Genomic DNA, 19,274 nt, shown 5'->3' on the forward strand with positions numbered 1-19,274 from the left:
GTTGAACGCAGTTGCCGGATACCTGATTCGGACGTCCGTAAGAGAGGCAGAAAAACGTGTTCGTCGCATGGAGAGACCTCAGATTCGCCAAGGGGCGGTTCGTTCTGATGGGGACCGTCATCGTCCTGATCACCATGTTGGTCGGTCTGTTGTCCGGACTCACCGCGGGATTGGGAAGAGAAAGCACGTCGGCGATCACCGAATTGCCTGCTGACCATCTGACGTTCTCGGCTCCGACGGAGGGCAACTCGGTGTCGTTCACCGACAGCACCGTCACCGAATCCACGTGGCAGCAGTGGGCACAAGTGGATGGGGTACAGCGAGCGGAACCACTCGGCATCAGCACTACCAAAGCCGAGGCCGGCTCGCGCAGCGCCGCGATCTCTGCCTTCGGCGTGCAGCCGGGCTCCACTCTGGCGCCGCAATCGGACCGAATCCGCACCGGCAGCGCAGTGCTGTCGACGTCGGCCGCAGACGAGCTGAACCTCGGGGTCGGTGAGGATTTCGTCCTCGGTGGGCAGCGCCTGACGGTCGCTGCTGTCGACGGCGACGCCTCCTACAGCCACACCCCGGTGATCTTCATGGACTTGGAGGCATGGCAGACCATGTCCAGTGGAGCCCCCGCAGGCCCACTGCGCGCGACCGTGGTCGGATTGAGTACCGACACCGATGTCGACCTCGCTGCGGCCGACGAACGGATCGGAACACACACGGTGCCCACCGCGGACGCCAAGTCCGCCGTCGGCTCCTACAGCTCGGAAAACGGTTCGCTGCAACTGATGCGCGCGTTCCTGTTCGCGATCTCCGCACTTGTCATCGGGGCGTTCTTCACCGTGTGGACCATCCAACGCAGTGGGGACATCGCAGTTCTCAAGGCTCTCGGAGCATCTACCGCATACCTGCTCCGAGATGCCCTCGGTCAGGCCGTCGTGCTGCTGACCGCCGGCACCGTCGTCGGGACGGGTCTGGCCGCAGGAGTGGGCGCACTCGTCGGCGGCACTGTGCCGTTCGTCCTGGACCCCGGCACCGTGGTGCTACCCGCGCTGATCATCGTCGCCCTCGGCGCAGTCGGCGCGGCTCTGTCCATCAATCGAATTACCTCCGTTGACCCCCTCACTGCACTCGGGAGCGCACGATGAGCCTGCATCTGACCGGTATCACTCTCACCTACCCCGACGGCGACGCCCGGCTCACTGCGTTGGACGGCGTCGATCTGCACGTCGAGAAAGGCACGATGACCGGCGTCATCGGCCCGTCCGGCTCCGGCAAGTCCAGCTTGCTCGCTGTGGCGGCCACACTGATCACCCCTGACAGCGGTCGTGTCGTGATCGACGGAACACCCACTGCCGCAATGACTCGCAGAGAATTGACAACACTACGGCGCACCAAGGTCGGGACCGTCTTTCAACAGCCCAACCTGTTGCCGTCGCTGACCGCCATCGAGCAGTTACAGGTCATCGCCCACCTCGGTAGTCACTCACCCCGGGACGCCGAAATGTCCGCACTCACGCTCCTCGACGCTGTCGGCCTCGGCGATCACGCGCACAAGAGGCCGCATCAACTCTCCGGCGGGCAACGACAGCGGGTCAATATCGCCCGAGCCTTGATGAGCAACCCTGCAGTACTGCTGGTCGACGAACCCACAAGCGCACTCGATCACGAGCGCGGAGCTGCAATTCTCGATGTGATCACCACCTTGACCCGCACCAACGCCACCGCGACCGTGGTGGTCACCCACGACCACGCACATCTGTCCGACATGGACGAAGTAGTCGAAATCGTGGACGGGCGGCTGCTCGTCGGCTCTCCGTCCACTTGACGTGGCGAGCCGAAGGGCCCTGCCTGCCGAACCTCACTCAGAAGTGGGCCGGTAGGCGGGGGCCTTCGGCTTTCGATCGGGTTCTGCTGTGTTCAGCAATGGCATCGTTCGGAACTCGACCAGTTCCGAGAGCACAACCACGCTGGTCGACCGCGCGATCGTGCGAGACTGGTTGAGCACGATCAATGTTCGCTGCAAGTCGTCGTGCGACGCAGCTGCGACTCGGCACAGCACATCTCCCGAACCTGTGGTCGCGAAGGCTTCCAAGACGCCGGGAATCTGCTCCAGAGTGGCCACGACATCGCCGAGCGCTCCTTGTGCAATCTCCAACGTGACAAACGCCTGAACTCCGTAACCCGCTGCAGCCAAACCGATTCGCGGTCGATAGCCGGTGATGACGCCACTGTCCTCCAGCCGCTGCAACCTCGCCGTCACCGTCGCCCGTGCGACGCCGAGCGTCCGCGACAGCTCGAGCACACCTATTCTCGAATTGTCCTGCAGCGCAGTGAGCAAGGCTCGGTCCAACTCGTCCAGTGTGGATTCCATGTCGCACCTCGTCACTCGAATGCTTTTCTAGACGGATCGTATAGCAATCTCTGGATTCACCTGCTCGATCTGCACAGCTCAGATAGCAGAACTGGGATTGATTGACGGCCCATCTGTCAGATGTTCTGCTCATCGGAACAACTGGTCGACACGACACTGCATCGGCAACAGGGAGCCCTCATGAGCCTCGACAACATCCTCAACGACGACGAAAGACTGGCCGATCTCGACGCCGATCAGCTTCGACAGCTCGTCGGACTGGTGGACTACGACGACAAGCGAGATCCATTTCCCGTCAGTGGCTGGGACGCCATCGTATGGGTGGTCGGCAACGCGACGCAGACCGCGCATTTCTTCCAGTCCGCGTTCGGCATGGAGCTCGTTGCGTACTCAGGTCCGACGACCGGCCAACGTGACCACCACGCATACGTACTCAAATCCGCTGCAGTGCGTTTCGTCATCAAGGGAGCCGTCGACCCGGACAGTGATCTGGTGGCACACCACACCCGCCACGGCGACGGCGTCATCGACATCTCGCTGGCCGTTCCCGATGTCGACCGATGCATCGAGCATGCGCGAGCCCAGGGCGCGCGAGTACTGCACGAGCCGACCGACATGTCCGACGAGCACGGCACAGTCCGCACCGCGACCATCGCGACCTACGGCGACACCCGACACACCTTGGTCGATCGCTCGCGTTACACCGGCACTTATCTGCCCGGCTACGTACCGCGGACGTCGACGTTGCAGCGACCGGAAGGCGCTCCCAGGCGCATCTTCCAGGCTCTCGATCATGTGGTGGGCAACGTCGAGCTCGGCAAGATGGACGAGTGGGTCGACTTCTACCACCGAGTCATGGGCTTCACGAACATGGCCGAGTTCGTCGGAGCCGACATCGCCACCGACTACTCGGCGTTGATGAGCAAGGTCGTCTCCAACGGCAACCACCGCGTGAAGTTCCCACTGAACGAACCGGCCATCGCCAAGAAGCGCTCCCAGATCGACGAGTACCTCGAGTTCTACCGCGGCCCGGGCGCACAACATCTGGCGCTCGCGACCAACGACATCCTGTCCTCGGTCGACGCACTCCGCGCCGCCGGCGTCGAATTCCTCGCCACTCCCGATTCGTACTACGAGGATCCCGCATTACGCGCCCGTATCGGTAACGTGCGAGTGCCGATCGAAGAGTTGCAGAAGCGCGGAATTCTCGTCGACCGAGACGAGGACGGCTACCTTCTGCAGATCTTCACCAAGCCGCTGGTGGATCGCCCGACGGTGTTCTTCGAGCTCATCGAACGCCACGGCTCGCTCGGGTTCGGGATCGGTAACTTCAAGGCACTGTTCGAGGCCATCGAGCGCGAGCAGGACGCTCGCGGCAACTTCTGACTCGTGACCTGTTCGACGCCGCCCACTGTCAGCGTTCGGTGGGCGGCGTCGTTCGTCCCAGACCGCCTCGGTCCTCGTCGAAGATCAACCACGTGCGGGTGGCTCGGACTCCGTCGAGCGATTGCAGCCCTTCCAGCACCACCTGCCGCAGACTCTCGTTGTCGGGAGTCCTGATGAGTACCAACACGTCGAAATCCCCTCCGAGCAAACTGAAATGGTCGACGAATTCCATCGCCCTCAGCCCCTCGGACACGGTCCGCCACGAATCCTGACGGATGGACAGCGCGATGAACGCCGAAGTCCCGAGTCCGGATGCTGCATGGTCGACCTGCACGGTGAACCGCTCGATGACACCCGCATCCTTCAGATGGTCGACGCGCGTATACGTATGTGCACGAGAGAGATTGAGACGATCGGCCAGCACCCGCATCGAGACCCGGCCGTCCGAGGTCAGCTCGGCGAGGATGCGACGATCCGTGTCGTCCAATTCCACACGTCTCGAGACGTCGTCCATTCGTCCGCTCCTACCTCGTGGTTCTTTGCCTCGACCCGACAGATAGTCAGTTCGCACCTGGAATGTCAGCAATATGTCTGCAATCCTACGGCTATAGGACTTCTTCCTCACCGAATCGGCCAGAATCGCCGTACAAGCCGATTTCAGGAGAGTGCGACATGACGACCGTCGAGAAGGTTCCGGCAACGTCCTACCAACAGTTCATGCCTGCCGACCGTCCCGTGCAGTACCTCGCACCCGATGGGACGGGCGTGGACAGTGCCGCCCGCTACGCACACCCGTCGAACGAGCGTCTGCTCGAGATGTACCGCTCGATGGTGCATGGTCGCCGATTCGACCAGCAGGCAACGGCATTGACCAAGCAGGGCCGGCTCGCGGTCTATCCGTCCTCGCGCGGACAGGAGGCATGTCAGATCGCCGCGGCCCTCTGCCTGGGCGAGCAGGACTGGATGTTCCCGACGTATCGTGACTCGATGGCTCTCGCGGCGCGAGGCGTCGACCAGGTGGAGTTGCTCGGCATGCTCGCCGGCTACTGGCACTGCGGTTACGACCCGACCGCCTACAAGGTCGCTCCCCAATGCACCCCTCTGGCAACACAATTGCTGCACGCGACCGGTTTCGCGTACGCCGAGGCCAAGCAGGGACGAGACACCATCGCCCTCGCGTTCTGCGGAGACGGAGCGACCAGTGAGGGCGACTTCCACGAGGCCCTCAACTTCGCGGCGGTGTTCCGCGCCCCGGTGATCTTCCTGGTGCAGAACAACGGCTTCGCCATCAGCGTTCCCCTCGCGCGTCAGAGTGCGGCTCCCTCGTTGTCGCACAAAGGCGTCGGCTACGGCATCGGTAGCGAGCAGGTCGACGGCAACGACCCGATCGCGATGATGGCAGTGATGGACGAGGCCGTGAAATACGTCCGAGCAGGCAAGGGACCGGTGGTGGTCGAGGCGCACACCTACCGCATGGATGCCCACACCAATGCCGACGACGCCACTCGCTACCGCAAGGCCGACGAGGTCGAAGGGTGGTTGGCTCGAGATCCGCTCTCTCGCCTCGACTCCTACCTCGAAGCCCAGGGTCTGCTCACCGACGAGATGCGCGAGCAGATGACGGTATCCGCCGACGCCGACGCCGCGGCGCTTCGCGCGGGCATGAACGTCGAGCAGGACGTCGACCCCGAGGATCTGTTCCGGTTCGTCTACTCCTCCCCCACCCCCGGCCTGACCGAACAACGCAATCAGGTCGCCGCCGAGATCGCTGCAGGAGAACTGTCATGACCACGATGACCATGGCCGGAGCCCTCAACGCCGCCCTGCGCGACGCGTTGACCGAGGACGAGAAGGTCGTCGTGTTCGGCGAGGACGTCGGCACGCTCGGCGGCGTCTTTCGCGTCACCGACGGCCTGACCCGAGACTTCGGCGACGACCGCTGCTTCGATACCCCGCTTGCCGAGTCGGGCATCGTGGGATTCGCGATCGGAATGGCGATGTCGGGCTACAAGCCCGTGGTCGAGATGCAGTTCGACGCCTTCGCCTACCCGGCGTTCGAGCAGATCGTCTCCCATGTTGCCAAGCTGCGCAACAGAACTCGTGGCTCACTCACCGCGCCGATGGTCATTCGGATTCCGTTCGCAGGCGGTATCGGCGGCGTCGAGCATCACTGCGACTCGTCCGAGGCCTACTACGCCCACACCCCCGGCCTGAAGGTCGTCTCCCCGTCCACCGTCGCCGACGCGTACTCACTGATGCGTGACGCCATCGCCGACCCCGATCCGGTGATCTTCCTCGAACCGAAGCGGCTGTACTTCTCCAAGGACGACATCGAGCTGACCAAGACCGAGCCGATCGGCACCGCCGTCGTGCGCCGCGCCGGTACCGACGTCACGCTTCTCGCATACGGCCCCACCGTGTCGGTCGCCATGCAGGCAGCAGAGTTCGCGGCCGAGGACGGCCGTAGCGTCGAGGTGATCGACCTACGATCGCTCAATCCGTTCGACGACGAGACCGTCGCAGCCTCGGTACGCAAGACCGGACGCTGCATCGTGATTCAGGAAGCGCAGGGCTTCTCCGGTGTTGCCGCGGAGATTGCGTCGCGGGTGTCCGAGCGTTGCTTCCATCACCTGCACGCTCCGGTACTTCGGGTGACCGGACTCGACATTCCCTACCCGGCACCGAAACTCGAGCACTTCCACCTGCCGTCCGCGGATCGTGTGCTGGACGCGATGGACCGATTGCAGTGGAACGATGCTCCCGACCTCAGCAAGGCGGTCACGGTATGAGCATGCAGGTATTCCTGCTCCCCGATCTCGGTGAAGGACTGACCGAGGCCGAGATCGTGGAGTGGAAGGTCAAGCCCGGCGACACCGTCACCATCGATCAGGTCGTCGTCGAAGTGGAGACAGCAAAAGCGTCTGTCGAGGTGCCCTGCCCGTTCGAGGGCGTTGTCGGCGAACTGCATGCGGCCGAGGGCACCTCGCTGGCCGTCGGCGCTCCCCTGATCAGCATCACCGGCGGTGCTGTCGCCGATGTGTCCGCTGCCCATGAGCGTTACCGCGAAGAGGAGAAAGCCGGCTCGGGCAATGTGCTGATCGGCTACGGCACCGGACACGGCCCGACCGGCCGTCACAAGAGAGCGGCTGCGCCGCAGGTGAGCGGAAGTTCGACCCAGGCTACGAATTTCCGCTCACGTGCACCGAAGGTGCTCTCCCCCATCGTTCGGAGCATGGCGTTGCAGGGTGGGCTCGATCTGGCGAGCATCGATACCGCCGGCGGCCACGGCGTGATCACCCGCGCGGACGTCGAGCGCGCCTTGGCCGGTTCGAACGTTGCTTCCTCGCCGGAGGGCGTCACGCGAATCCCCATCACCGGGATTCGTAAGACCATCGCCGACAAACTCTCTCGCAGTCGTTCGGAGATTCCCGAGGCGACCGTCTGGGTCGACGTCGACGCGACGGCTCTGCTGCAAGCCCGACGCGACCTCGACGCCTCCATCGACGGCGTGAAGGTGACGCTGCTGGCGGTGCTGGCAAAGCTGACGATGATCGCGCTGTCCAAGTTCCCCGAGCTCAACAGCACGGTCGATACTGCGGCGGGCGAGATCCAGCGTTACGAGAACGTCGGACTCGGTATTGCCGCGCAAACCGATCGCGGATTGATGGTTCCTGTTGTGCCGCAGGCCGACAAGGCCGATCTGAAGGAACTCGCCGAGCGGCTGGCCGAGCTGACCGAGCTGGCGCGAACCGGTTCCTTGCCCGCAGCACGACTGAGCGGCGGAACATTCACGCTGAACAACTACGGAGTATTCGGGGTCGACGGCTCGGCCGCGATCATCAATCACCCCGAGGCCGCGATCTTGGGCATCGGACGCATCATCGACCGCCCGTGGGTGGTCGACGGCCAATTGGCCGTCCGCAAGGTCGCACAGCTGTCGTTGGCGTTCGACCACCGCGTGTGCGACGGCGGAGTGGCGGGCGGGTTCTTGCGCACCGTGGCCGATTTCGTCGAAAACCCCGTCGTGGCATTGGGATCCGTCCGATGAGTGACGTGGACGTTCTCATCCTCGGCGGCGGCTCCGGCGGCTACTCCTGCGCCCTGCGGGCCGAGCAGCTCGGTCTGTCGGTTGCACTGGTGGAGGAGGACAAGCTCGGCGGCACCTGCCTGCACCGTGGATGTATCCCCACCAAGGCACTGCTGCACACCGCCGAGGTTGCCGATGCGGTGCGCGGGGCTGCTCACGTCGGCGTCACTGCATCGTTGACGGGTGTTGATATGCCTGCGGCGCTGGACTATCAGCGCAACGTGGTCGCCGGTCTCTACTCCGGACTGCAGGGGCTGTTGAAGCGTCCGGGCATCGAAATCGTGTCCGGTCGTGGCCAGGTGGTCGGTCCTCGTACCGTCGAGGTGGAGGGTCGACACATCACCGGTGCCTCGCTGGTTCTCGCCACTGGGTCGTATTCACGCACCATTCCCGGTATCGAACTGGGGCCGCGGGTGCTCACCAGCGACGGGGCGATGTCGTTGGATCGGGTGCCGGAGTCGGTCGTCGTGCTCGGCGGCGGGGTCATCGGTATCGAATTCGCCAGTATCTGGGCCTCTTTCGGAGCCAAGGTCACCGTCGTCGAGGCCCTCGATCGTATCGTGCCGGGTGAAGACGAATGGTCGTCGAAGCAGCTGACCAAGGCACTACGCAAGCGCGGCATCGACATTCGTACCGGAACCAAGGTCGAGACCGTCACCGAGTCCGCCGACGCAGTCTCTGTGTCATTGTCGTCCGGCGACACCATCTCGGCCGATCTCGTGCTCGTCTCCGTCGGTCGTGGACCTCGCACCGACGGTCTCGGGCTGGCCGAGCAGGGCATCGCCACCGAACGTGGCTTCGTCACTGTGGACGACAACCTGCTCACAAACGCAGACGGTGTCTATGCCGTCGGTGACATCGTGGCGGGATATCAGCTGGCTCACCGCGGTTTCCAGCACGGCATATTTGTCGCCGAGCACATCGCCGGCTTCGCCCCGGCACGTATCGACGGTGATCTCGTTCCGCGCGTGACCTATTCGCACCCCGAGGTCGCGTCGGTCGGCCTCACTGAGAAGGCCGCGGAGCAGAAGTACGGCACCGTCACCTCGGTGGTCTACGACCTCGGCGGCAACGGCAAGAGTCGCATCCTGTCCACTGCCGGCGGAGTCAAAGTGATTCGCGCACGCGACGACGGCCCGGTCGTCGGCGTCCACCTCGTCGGTGACCGCGTGGGCGAGCTGATCGGCGAAGCGCAACTCGCGGTGGCATGGGAAGCACTGCCATCCGAGGTCGGTGGCTTCGTGCATGCACACCCCACGCAGAACGAAGCACTCGGTGAGGCGATGATGGCGCTGTCGGGACGGCCGTTGCACGCGCACAGCTGAACGCGACAGCTCAGTGGACTACGAGGTCGATCATTTCGTACTCAGTGAGATCGATTGCTGTCGATCTGTCCCCGTGTCCCGTTATGGTGGGACGCAACAACAATCGACCTCACTGCTGATCTGATCTTGCCGAGAATGCAGCTCACTTCGGTCGAACAGGGGACTCTGCCTCGAGGTCGGCAAGCAGTTCCAGGAGGTCGGCCGTGGAGAGCTGTTCGATGAGTCGATCGACGTCGTGGTCGTCGGCGACCGTCTCTGGGCGGTCGTCGAGGACCGGCACCGGTCCGGTTTCCTCGTCGACCTGGAGTTCGGCGAAGATGCGATCGACCAGCCCGCTCACCGTAATGCCCTTGAGCAGTTCCAGCACCGGCACGTCGACTGCGATGACCGCGGCGATCCTGGACTTCAATTCGATCGCCATCATGGAATCGAGACCGAGGTCATTCATCGTCGCGTCGCCGCCGACATCGTCGAGTGGCAGGTCGAACACGCCGGCGACGATCTGGGTCACGTAACCCGCAACAACGCCGAGCTGATCGGCCTCCGGCGTGCCTTTGAGCACGTCCAGTAACGAGAACCCAGCGCCCGCATCGTCACTCAGGGCGTCGGCCCTCCCCAATTCGGCGTAGATCGCAGGCAGCTGACCGGCCATACCGGTTTTACGAAGACGAGCCCAGTCCGCGGAGATGGCCACCACGGTGGGCACCTCCTGATTCATCACTCGGTCGAGGATCCGGCCGCCGGCCTCGGGGGTGATGAGCTCGACGCCTCGCATCTCGTACATCTTCTCCAGTTTCAGTTCCTCGACCATCCCGACCGACCACGGCCCCCAACCGATTGTCAGCGCAGGCAACCCCTTGGCTCGCAACTGACAGGCAAAGACATCGAGGAACGAATTCGCGGCGGCATAGTTGCCTTGACCGGGCGAAGCGATAACCGATCCAGCCGAACCGAACATCACGAAGAATTCCAGGTCGTTCGCATGGAAGACGCTACTCAGGACGCGGGCACCGTCGATCTTGGGAGCCAGCACCTTCGCGAACGACGCCTCGTCCATGTTCACCAACAGCTGGTCCTCGACAACGCCAGCGGCGTGGATGACGCCTCGAACCGGCCGGCCACCCTGTCGAGTGTGATCACGTGCCCACCGTTGCACCTGCTCGAGGTCGGTGATGTCGACACTTGCCGTGGTGATGTGCACGCCCAACTTCTCGATCCCTCGAATCGCGTCGACCACCGAGTACTGCGCGTCGTCGACAGAAATCTCCGACCATCGGCTGCGTGGCGGAAGCTCCGTACGGCTGAAGAGCGCGATATCGCGAGCTCCACGCTTCGCGAGGTACCTGGCAACCACCTGACCCAGCGCCCCCAAGCCGCCGGTGACCACATAGGTCGCATCCGGCGTCAGCTTCGTGGGAAAGGCCTTGGTCAACCCATCCATGGGGAACAGCCGCGGGACAAAGGTCTCGGTGCCACGAAACGCGACTTGATCCTCGGCACCCTCGGTCAAGATGTGCCTGCAGAGTCGTTCGGCGGTCTGGGCCGGATCGTCGGCGTCGTCGATGTCCATCAGACCGCCCCACTTGTCGGTCAGTTCCTGGTGGCCGATCACCCGCCCCAGCCCCCACAGCGGAGCCTGGTCGACGGCAAGTCGATCGGTTCCCGGCACCGGCTGCGCATTCGCGGTGATCAAATAGAGACGCGGACAGACGGTCTCGTGCCGTGCCATAGCCGCAGCGAGGTGGAGGGCCGCGAAAACACCGACCCTCCGTCCTGCCTCAGCCGCGCCATCCGTCCCCGAGTCCGCCGCATCGGGAACGTCCAGTGGCCAACAGTTCACGATGCCCGCGAGGTCGCCCTCTATCTGCACATGCGCGTCGATGAGATCGACGAACTGCTGCGGCTGACCGCCATCGATCCGATACTCACCGTCGACCTCGACGAGCCGGTCCACGGCGCGGTGAACGGCCGTGCGCACCCGCTGTCCGCTCTCGCGGAGTTGTCGAGCCACGAGTGAGCCGATGCCAGAGGAATCGGACAGGACCAACCACGAAAGATCCTTGGCCGCGATGCTTTTGCTCTCGTCCAGTTCACCTCCCGCCACCCAGCGAACGTCGAGCAGACCCTTGTCGACGTGCTCGGGCGACATACCGATCGACGAGTTGAGTGACGCAACGGTGAAGCCCTCGAGCGAGACCAACAGCTCACCGGTCCGACTCGAAATGGTGATGTCACTTTCGATCACCGAACTGCTCACCGACACCAACCGCACCTCGACCGTCATGGTCTGCTGCGGAGCCCCATGGACGGTGGCTCGTCGAACGCCCGACGGCAGGAAAGCCTCCGTACCGAGATCTTTCCCGGAGATGGACATCGCCAGGAGAGTCTGCAGCGCACCATCGATGAGCGCTGGATGGAACCGGTACCTGTCCAGGTCCGAATGGATCGATTCGGGGACGACGAGTTCGCCTGTCGCCCAACCGTCCCCTGCGGTGACGCGGCGTACGGACTGGAATGCCTCGCCGTACTCGAAGCCGAAAGCACGGCTGCGCGCGTAGAACTCGTCGAATTCGATGACGACGCTCTCCCCGGGGTGCTTCGGAGCCGGACCGACACGGCACCCTCGGGAGATCGTGTTCAACTCTGCTGTCGCCGCAATCACCCAGTGCAGGTCGCCACCGGTAGTGGCCGTCATCGCGGCGAACTCGATCACGCCGGTGGCCCGGTCGAGGGTGGTACGTACTGTCGGGTCGCAGGTCTGATCGAGTATCACGGCGTGCTGCAGGTTCAGGTTCTCGACGCAGAAGTCGGTCGAGCCGAACGCTTCTTTTCCCGCTGCCACTGCCATCTCGATGAATGCTGTGCCCGGCACGAGGGTGCTGCCCTGCGCCTTGTGGTCAGCGAGAAACGGGAGGGTCGCCACGCTGAGTTCGGCCTCCCATGTCGGGTGCACGTCGAGGACCGGCTGACCCAGAATCGGATGGACCGGGTTGTAATGCAACTCCTCCACAGTCTCCGGAGTCTCGTTCCAGTAACTCTTAGCCTGCCATGGGTACCTCGGCAGGGAGAGCAGTCGCGCACGAGCTTTGGGATAGAACGCATCCCACGCGATCGGATGTCCGTGACAGTGCAGGTCACCGACGAGTTCCATCAGCGTCCGACTGTCATCCTCGTTGCGCTTCTGACTTGCCAGGACGACGACCTCGGAGTCCCGGCCTGCCGCGATCTCGACGATGGCCGATGCCATCTGCGGGTGCGGACCGAGTTCGACGAAATGTGTGTAGCCGTCGTCGAGCATCCGACGGAGCGCCGGTTCGAAGAGGACCGTCCAGCGCGTGTTCTGCCACCAGTACGCGCCATTCGCAGCCTCCGCGTTCAACAGCTCACCGGTGACCGTCGAGTAGACGGGAATCTTGGCGGGCGCGGGCGAGATGTCGCTCAGCGCGGTGAGCATATCGTCGCGAAGCGGGTCCATGTAGTGGCTGTGGTACGGCACATCGACGTTGAGGAATCGGTTGAATATCTCGACCTCGGTCAGCTGTGCCGCTATGGTGCCGAGGATGTCGCGATCGCCTGAGGCAACCACGGCCGACGGGCCGTTGATCGCGGCGATCGAGACCCGAGACTCCATCTCCTCACGCGTCGTGGCATCGATGGTTTGCATGAGCGAGTCGGCGCTGAGACCGATCGCCAACATCCCGCCCAGACCTTTGACGCGCTGCGCAGCCTCACTGCGTTGGAGGATCACCGCGATCGCCTGCTCGAACGTCAGGATGCCCGCGAGGTAGTGCGCGGCCACCTCGCCGGCGCTGTGTCCGATAACGGCATCGGGTACCACGCCGAACTCACGGAGCTGCTCGGCCAAGGCGACCTGGATCGCGAAGTTGGCCGATTGCGCCACGTTGGGTTCCGCCATGCGCGATTGCGACTCTTCGGCTCGGAGTTCGTCGATCAACGACCAGCCCATATACGGCTGCAGGGCGCGATCGCTGCGCATGATGCTCGCGGTGAACGTGGGATACACATCGAGCAAGCCGCGACACATCTTCCACCACTGTGCACCCATGCCGGTACAGACAAAAGCCAATTTCGGTGTGTCCGAACGCGATCTCCCCGCGTTCACGGGCTTCTTTCGGTCGCTGCCGTCGGCGATTGCTGCGAGCTGACTCCGTGCATCGTCGATGCCGTCGACGACCAGGGTTCGCCGGTAACCGAGGTGGGATCGCCGCTGACCGAGGGTGTAGCCCAGGTCGGCCATCGTGATGTCGGGGGTTGCACGAAGGTATTCGGCCAACTGCCCGGCGGAGTCGGCAACTGCATCGTCGGCGCGCGCCGAGATCGGTAGAACCGCCAGCGGGAACGACGGCCGATCCTCTTCGGCCCCGGCATCGGCATTCTCGGGTGGTTGGGCAAGCACGACGTGCGCATTGGTGCCGCCGAAGCCGAAGGAGTTGATCCCGGCCAGTCGTTCGCCGTCACCGGTCGGCCAGTCGCGGCCGACGGACGGGATGTCGATGTTGAGCTCACCCAGCGAGATCTGATCGTTCAGCGCATCGAGGTGGAGATTCGGCGGTATGAACGCCTGTTTCACGACGAGCGCCGCTTTTATCAGTCCTGCTATGCCGGCACCCGCTTCGAGGTGGCCGATGTTGGTCTTGACCGAGCCGATCAGCAGCGGTCGGCGTCGAGGATTGCCGCCGGCCAGTGCTTTGGCCAGTGCGCGGGCTTCGATGGGATCGCCGACCGGGGTGCCGGTTCCGTGCGCCTCGACGTAACCGATGTCGGCCGGTTCCACCCCCGCGCGTCCGATGGCCGCGGTGATCGCTGCCTCCTGGGCTTCTTCGCTGGGAACCGTGATGCCATCGGTACGGCCGTCTTGTGACACGCCGCTGCCCAGGATCTGCGCGTAGATTCGATCACCGTCGTCGAGCGCCTGCTCCAGTGGCTTGATGATCACTATTGCTCCACCCTCGCCGCGCGCATATCCGTTCGCGGACCGACTGAAGGACTTGCAGCGTCCGTCGGGGCTGAGGAATCCACTCTTGGATTCCGCGACGAACGTGTTGGGGCCGATGATGACGTTCACTCCGCCGGCCAGTGCCATCTCGGACTCACCGTTCCAAATACTCTGCGCGGCAAGGTGTACGGCGACCAATGAGCTCGAACATGCGGTGTCCACGGTCATGCTCGGGCCTCGCAGGTCGAACGTGTACGAGATCCGGTTCGACAGCATTGTCATCATCATTCCGGTGGCAGAGTGCGGCTTGAATCGGTAACGACTGCTCCGGCCGTGGTTCTGCAGCAGTTGGTAGTCGGTGGTGAACCCTCCGATGAACACGCCCACCTGCTGTCCGGCCAGATCCTCAGCGCGAATTCCGCCGTCCTCGAACGCCTCCCAGGTGGCACGCAACAGGAGACGCTGCTGCGGATCGAGCGAGTGCGCCTCCCGGGGCGAGATCCCGAAGAACTGGGGGTCGAACTGATCGACCTCGTCCAGAAAACCACCACGTTCGGTGATCATCTTGCCGTTCTTGGCCGGATTCGGATCGAAGTATTTCGCGGAATTCCATCGCGCTTCAGGAATGATGCCGGTGGCGTCGACACCCCCACACATCATGTCCCAGAATCCTTCTGGCGTGTCGGCCCCGCCGGGGAACCGACACCCGATTCCTACGATGGCCAGGGGTGCTCGCGCTGCTGGTTCAGTTGACATCGTGATCTCCGACCATCGCGTGAAGTTCGTGCTGGACTGCCGCAAGGAGTTCGTCCCGCGACACGTTGATGAACAGGTGCGGACCGTTCACGGTCACATGTGTTGCCCCCTGCGAGGTGTGCCGATCCCACCCACGCAGCATCGGCGGGCGGACACGGACGTCATCGCTGCCCCCGAACACGGCCAACGGGACCTCCAACGGAGGCTCGTCGGCGAACTCGTAGGTCTCGCACAGCTCCAGGTCAGCCCGCAGCGTCGGCAGGAGCGCCGCCATGATCTGTGGGTTGGTCAGCGTCGCCGCGGGGACACCTTCCCTGTGTAGGACCGCCTGCAACACGTCGTCGGGCCACCCGTGGATAGGTTTTCGGTCGCTCTCGAGGTGCGGCGCACGAAAAGCCGCAAGAAGCAGCTTCTTCGGAACTGCCATCCCCCTCCGACGCAGCTCTCGGGTGAACTCGAAGGCGACCAGTGCCCCCATGCTGTGACCGAAGAAGACGGTGTCCGGGGTGACATGCGGTCCGACGTTGTCGACCAGGTCCGCTATCAGGGGGCTCAACCTGGTGTACGCGGGCTCGTCGATGCGACCGTCGCGGCCCGGTAGGACGATCGGGCACACGTTCACGGGAAGCATGTCTTCCCATCCGCGAAACGCCCCTGTGCTGCCGCCCGCATAGGTGAAGCACAACATCAACGGCCCCGCGTCGGGGTTGTCGCGGCCACCCAACCACCTGTTGTGCACCCTGCGGAATGCGGTCAACAGTTCTGCGCGTTTGTCGCTGCTCGTCGACCCCGGTCGCACCACCGGATCGATCAGCTTGTCAGTCGTCAATGGGTCAGCTCCTCGACCCGACCCCGACGCAGTTGCAGCAATCGGACTCGGCTCATGCGGGCACCCTTGCCTGCGGACCACCGAACGTGATCCAAGAGCCGTCTATTGGCTCCGGGTAGGCACCCACACGATATTTGTTCACCAGATCTGCGAGTTGCTTGTCCGCCCGCCATCGGGTCAATTGAGCGGTCGCGGCCGGATCGGTCGAATCTCTGAGCTTGTCCATCACCGTGGCACCCAGCTGTCCGGCACATTGTTCGAGAAGTGCGACATTCTTCAGCAGCTGATCTTCGAACTCGCCGTCGGAGAGGTCGGTGGCCATCTGCTCGTGCAGCTCCAGGAAGAATCCGAAAAAGAGATACGGATCGGCGAAATGATCGGAGACAACCGGATTGTCGATCGCCGACCACTCGCGGAAGAATTGCTCGACTCTGCTGTGAAGAGTACGTATCTGGACCAGTCCGGTGAGGATGGGCGGGCTCTGGAACATACGTCTCAGCTGGTCGTGAAAGTACATGGTGCCGGGAACCGCCCAGTAGATCATCGTGTCCCACAACACCTTCGCAACCATGACCTGCGCATTGCCCATCACCGCGAACTGGTCCTGGTAGATCAGTAACCACATGTCGCTGACCAGTAGGTACACCTGATCGTGGATGTCGGCGAGAGGGCCGATGTCTTCGCCGGCGTGGTCACGCGCGACGAGGTCGGTGATGAGACCGTTGCTGATCGCCATCAGATCACCCCCCGAGGAGTACAGCGGGTCGATCGAGACCCCTGCCTCACCGGTCAGGCACCACCGGTAACCGGAGAACACGCGTTCGGCACCGTAGGCGTAGTCCCGCATCGCTCGGAAGTCCTGGAGCTTCTCGCGATTGGCGACGATATGCGCGGCCAGCTGCGGTTCGTGTACCTGCAAGAAGGCGAGTGTCTTCTCGAACGTACTGATCGAGGTGAACGGGTGGACCTTGGCGTCGGCAACCACACCGACACTCGTGGAGCCCGAGGCAAGCGGAATCAGCCATACCCAGTATCCCTGGCCCATAAGATGATTGGTGGACAACCGGCGCTTACCACTCGGCACCTTGTCACGCCATTCCGCATTGTCGGACCAGTTGTCGACGTCGACGGGGCCTTCGAGCCTGAACCAACTCGAATTGGCCTCGTGCGGGAGCGACTTCTGCAAACCAAGTTGGCGCTTCAGGATGGACGCACGCCCACTGGCGTCGATCACCCATCGGGCAGCCAACCTGCGCTCGCTCCCACCCTTGGTGACGGTGATCGAGTGCGGCTCGTCGCCGGTGCCGAGCGCGACGTCGACCACCCGGGTGCCGGTCTCGAAAGTCGCACCAGCCGACTGAATACGCGTACCCAACTCGTTCTCGATTCGACCACGATCGAGCTGATACGTGGCCAGGGGTGCCTCACCCGTCTGGCCGTACTCGACTCGCTTCGCGATATCCTCGTTGTCGCCGTACGTGAAGAACATGCGCAAGCCGAATTTCCGTATCTGATCGCTCTCCAGGTGCTCCCCGAGTCCGAGGATGTCCCGCAGGTAGTGCGCCTGGATCTCCACCGTCGACTCGCCGACCTTGTGTGTTGCTTCTTTGACCGGGTGCACGCTCTTCTCCACCACGGTCACCGACAATCCCGGCACCTTCTGGCGCAGTTCCAGAGCCAGGGTGAGCCCGCATATCCCACCGCCGAGGACAGCCACATCGACGGTAGTGGGATCCGCGGTGGCGGTCGAGCCAGCTGAGTCCGGCATGATGTCTCCTTCGATTAGGTGGATGACTGCACTGGGGCCGAAGCAATGATCCAGTCAGTACTCAACGGGTTGACGCCCTGCTGGCGTCGATAGACCGATCGCACATCTCGCAACAACGGATCCTGTTGCCACGCTTGAATTTGGCGCATCACCGCGTCGTCGGAGAATCTGTTGCAGTTCTCAGCGATGATGAGCTCTACCAGTTGCCCAGCGACTCGGCCGAGCAACTCGGCATTGGTATCGAACTGGGCAGTGACATCGGGGATTTCGTCGATCATCGTTGCGTGCAGCACGCGCATGAAGTTCAACGGCGAGTACGCGTCGACGAACTGGGCCTGCGGCCGACCTTGTTCGATGGCGGCCCACTCGCGGAAGAATTGTTGCATTCGGTTACTCAGACCCACCATCCGTTCCAGACCGGGCACGATCGACGGGTCGTCGGCAACGGTGACGAACCGGTCGTTGACGTAGAGGAAGCCCAGAAATCCCCAGTAGAGCGCCACGTCCCAGATGATCTTGGAGGTCATCACCTTCGGTGCTGCCATCAGCGGGTACTGGTCCTGATATATCGCCAACCACATCTCGGCGAGAGTCCCGAACAACGTGTTCACGGTCTTGGAACGACCGATGACGTTCTCGCCGTCGAGGTCTCGGACGATCATGTCGGTGATCAGCCCGTTTCCGATGGCGATCAAGTCCAATCCGGAGGAGTAGAGCGGATCGAGAAAGATCGCGGAATCACCGGTCAAGCACCAGCGCTCCTTGCCGTCGAAGAATTTCGCTGCCCCATGGCTGTAATTCTTCATGACCCGAAAGTCCTGGACCCGGTCCTCCACCTCCGCCAACGCGTCGGCGCATTGCGGCTCGTACTCGCGAAGCCAGGCCGTCGCCTTGGGGAGAGTGTCGAAAGCCGAGGCTTGATGGAAGGCGGGATCGGCGACGATGCCGATGCTCGTCGACCCAGAGGCCAGCCTGATTATCCACACCCAATAACCCTGCCCCATCAGGTGATTCGTGGACAGCGCCCGATCACCGTCGACGATCCTGGCGTGCCAATCGGGATCCGAACTCCACTGCCCGATGTCCAGCTCTGCAGCCACGCGGAGCCATACCGCATTGCATTTGTGCTCATTGGACCGACGCAGATCGAGCTGCTTGGACAACGTCCGATTCCGGCCGGATCCGTCCACCACCCAGGTGGCGGTTGTAGTGAATGTTCTGTCGCCCGTGCGGACAGTGAGCGAATGAGGCCGACTGCCTGCGCCGAGCTCGATCGACTGCACCCTCCCACAGGTGATGTCGACACCATCAGCGGCGCACCGCCTCGCGAGCTCGTTGGCGAGGCGACCACGGTCGATCTGGTAGGTGACGAAGGGAATCCGTGTCGAGCTGCCGACCTCCAGCCGCTGCGCTATGTCGGTGTTCACGCCGTCGGAGAAGAACATTCGCAAGCCCATCTTCGGCAGCTGCGACGCCGACAGGTGCTCACCCATGCACAGTTTTTCTCTGAGGTAATGCGACGCAACCTCGACTGTCGACTCACCGACCCTATGCGTGGCCTCAGGTGCAGGCCCGGTGTCCGAGTCGACCACGAGGACACGAGTCGGCCGGGTACGAGATATCTCCAACGCCAAGGTCAGACCCGCTACACCACCGCCCACGATCACCACATCATGATCCGGTCGCGGTGTGTCCGATTGCGACAGATGCTTCGCGATACGAGCGGCGAGCGCCGCACGCGCTTCCTTCGACAGCCCTGACAACTCCGATTGCACGGTCACCTTCATGCCCTTTCACTCGT

13 protein-coding genes are annotated in these 19,274 nt (G+C 63.2%); 7 read left to right on the forward strand and 6 right to left on the reverse strand.

The window, feature by feature from the left end; translation table 11 throughout:
* The first annotated feature begins 56 nt into the window (after positions 1 to 56).
* Together MTX34_RS19050 and MTX34_RS19055 are read left to right on the forward strand one after the other, a co-directional pair.
* Positions 57 to 1,139 carry an ABC transporter permease gene (locus tag MTX34_RS19050; protein ID WP_243610421.1) on the forward strand — a complete coding sequence of 361 codons (1,083 nt, stop codon included), beginning with the start codon at positions 57 to 59 and terminating at the stop codon, positions 1,137 to 1,139.
* Positions 1,136 to 1,819 (forward strand): ABC transporter ATP-binding protein, encoded by a 684-nt coding sequence (locus tag MTX34_RS19055; protein WP_243610422.1) that lies wholly within the window; start codon positions 1,136 to 1,138, stop codon positions 1,817 to 1,819. The genes MTX34_RS19050 and MTX34_RS19055 overlap by 4 nt, the downstream gene beginning before the upstream one ends.
* Before the next feature lie 33 nt (positions 1,820 to 1,852).
* Here the strand turns inward: MTX34_RS19055 and MTX34_RS19060 are convergent, their stop codons facing one another.
* Entirely contained in the window at positions 1,853 to 2,365 is a 513-nt protein-coding gene (locus MTX34_RS19060) for an Lrp/AsnC family transcriptional regulator (RefSeq protein WP_243610423.1), read from the reverse strand.
* Positions 2,366 to 2,545: 180 nt separating this feature from the next.
* Here MTX34_RS19060 and hppD point away from each other — a divergent pair, with 180 nt between their 5' ends.
* On the forward strand, positions 2,546 to 3,751 hold the full coding sequence (gene hppD / locus MTX34_RS19065) for a 4-hydroxyphenylpyruvate dioxygenase (protein ID WP_243610424.1): 1,206 nt from the start codon (positions 2,546 to 2,548) through the stop codon (positions 3,749 to 3,751).
* 28 nt (positions 3,752 to 3,779) lie between these two features.
* Here the strand turns inward: hppD and MTX34_RS19070 are convergent, their stop codons facing one another.
* Complete coding sequence (locus tag MTX34_RS19070; protein WP_243610425.1) at positions 3,780 to 4,265, reverse strand: Lrp/AsnC family transcriptional regulator; 486 nt, start codon at positions 4,263 to 4,265, stop codon at positions 3,780 to 3,782.
* 158 nt (positions 4,266 to 4,423) lie between these two features.
* On the opposite strand from MTX34_RS19070, the gene pdhA reads away from it, so the two are divergent.
* The 4 genes from pdhA to lpdA are packed head-to-tail and all read left to right on the forward strand — an operon-like array spanning position 4,424 to position 9,163.
* The gene (gene pdhA / locus MTX34_RS19075; RefSeq protein WP_243610426.1) at positions 4,424 to 5,539 is read left to right on the forward strand and encodes a pyruvate dehydrogenase (acetyl-transferring) E1 component subunit alpha; all 1,116 of its coding nucleotides are present in this window, start codon (positions 4,424 to 4,426) and stop codon (positions 5,537 to 5,539) included.
* Positions 5,536 to 6,540: an alpha-ketoacid dehydrogenase subunit beta gene (locus tag MTX34_RS19080; RefSeq protein WP_243610427.1), complete on the forward strand. Its 1,005-nt coding sequence runs from the start codon at positions 5,536 to 5,538 to the stop codon at positions 6,538 to 6,540. Before pdhA ends, MTX34_RS19080 begins: the two co-directional genes overlap by 4 nt.
* Positions 6,537 to 7,799: a dihydrolipoamide acetyltransferase family protein gene (locus MTX34_RS19085; protein ID WP_243610428.1), complete on the forward strand. Its 1,263-nt coding sequence runs from the start codon at positions 6,537 to 6,539 to the stop codon at positions 7,797 to 7,799. The genes MTX34_RS19080 and MTX34_RS19085 overlap by 4 nt, the downstream gene beginning before the upstream one ends.
* Positions 7,796 to 9,163: a dihydrolipoyl dehydrogenase gene (gene lpdA / locus MTX34_RS19090; protein WP_243610429.1), complete on the forward strand. Its 1,368-nt coding sequence runs from the start codon at positions 7,796 to 7,798 to the stop codon at positions 9,161 to 9,163. The genes MTX34_RS19085 and lpdA overlap by 4 nt, the downstream gene beginning before the upstream one ends.
* A 142-nt stretch (positions 9,164 to 9,305) precedes the next feature.
* Here lpdA and MTX34_RS19095 read toward each other — a convergent pair whose 3' ends face one another.
* From MTX34_RS19095 to MTX34_RS19110, 4 genes are read right to left on the reverse strand one after another with little or no spacing between them, the layout of a single operon-like run.
* Positions 9,306 to 14,876, reverse strand: coding sequence for a type I polyketide synthase (locus MTX34_RS19095; RefSeq protein WP_243610430.1), 5,571 nt, complete (start codon positions 14,874 to 14,876; stop codon positions 9,306 to 9,308).
* Positions 14,866 to 15,705, reverse strand: coding sequence for a thioesterase II family protein (locus tag MTX34_RS19100; protein WP_243610431.1), 840 nt, complete (start codon positions 15,703 to 15,705; stop codon positions 14,866 to 14,868). Before MTX34_RS19100 ends, MTX34_RS19095 begins: the two co-directional genes overlap by 11 nt.
* Before the next feature lie 52 nt (positions 15,706 to 15,757).
* Positions 15,758 to 17,473 (reverse strand): NAD(P)/FAD-dependent oxidoreductase, encoded by a 1,716-nt coding sequence (locus MTX34_RS19105; RefSeq protein ID WP_243610432.1) that lies wholly within the window; start codon positions 17,471 to 17,473, stop codon positions 15,758 to 15,760.
* A gap of 14 nt (positions 17,474 to 17,487) precedes the next feature.
* Entirely contained in the window at positions 17,488 to 19,260 is a 1,773-nt protein-coding gene (locus MTX34_RS19110) for an NAD(P)/FAD-dependent oxidoreductase (protein ID WP_243610433.1), read from the reverse strand.
* Between the last annotated feature and the right edge of the window lie 14 nt (positions 19,261 to 19,274).

Source organism: Rhodococcus sp. ARC_M5, from assembly GCF_022810405.1.
GTDB lineage: Bacteria > Actinomycetota > Actinomycetes > Mycobacteriales > Mycobacteriaceae > Rhodococcoides > Rhodococcoides navarretei.

Bases quoted from the DNA above. Each gene is read 5' to 3' on its own strand.
- MTX34_RS19055 (WP_243610422.1), top strand. From the start codon at position 1,136: ATGAGCCTGCATCTGACCGGTATCACTCTCACCTACCCCGACGGCGAC.
- MTX34_RS19060 (WP_243610423.1), bottom strand. From the start codon at position 2,365: ATGGAATCCACACTGGACGAGTTGGACCGAGCCTTGCTCACTGCGCTG.
- hppD (WP_243610424.1), top strand. From the start codon at position 2,546: ATGAGCCTCGACAACATCCTCAACGACGACGAAAGACTGGCCGATCTC.
- MTX34_RS19070 (WP_243610425.1), bottom strand. From the start codon at position 4,265: ATGGACGACGTCTCGAGACGTGTGGAATTGGACGACACGGATCGTCGC.
- pdhA (WP_243610426.1), top strand. From the start codon at position 4,424: ATGACGACCGTCGAGAAGGTTCCGGCAACGTCCTACCAACAGTTCATG.
- MTX34_RS19080 (WP_243610427.1), top strand. From the start codon at position 5,536: ATGACCACGATGACCATGGCCGGAGCCCTCAACGCCGCCCTGCGCGAC.
- MTX34_RS19085 (WP_243610428.1), top strand. From the start codon at position 6,537: ATGAGCATGCAGGTATTCCTGCTCCCCGATCTCGGTGAAGGACTGACC.
- lpdA (WP_243610429.1), top strand. From the start codon at position 7,796: ATGAGTGACGTGGACGTTCTCATCCTCGGCGGCGGCTCCGGCGGCTAC.
- MTX34_RS19095 (WP_243610430.1), bottom strand. From the start codon at position 14,876: ATGTCAACTGAACCAGCAGCGCGAGCACCCCTGGCCATCGTAGGAATC.
- MTX34_RS19105 (WP_243610432.1), bottom strand. From the start codon at position 17,473: ATGCCGGACTCAGCTGGCTCGACCGCCACCGCGGATCCCACTACCGTC.
- MTX34_RS19110 (WP_243610433.1), bottom strand. From the start codon at position 19,260: ATGAAGGTGACCGTGCAATCGGAGTTGTCAGGGCTGTCGAAGGAAGCG.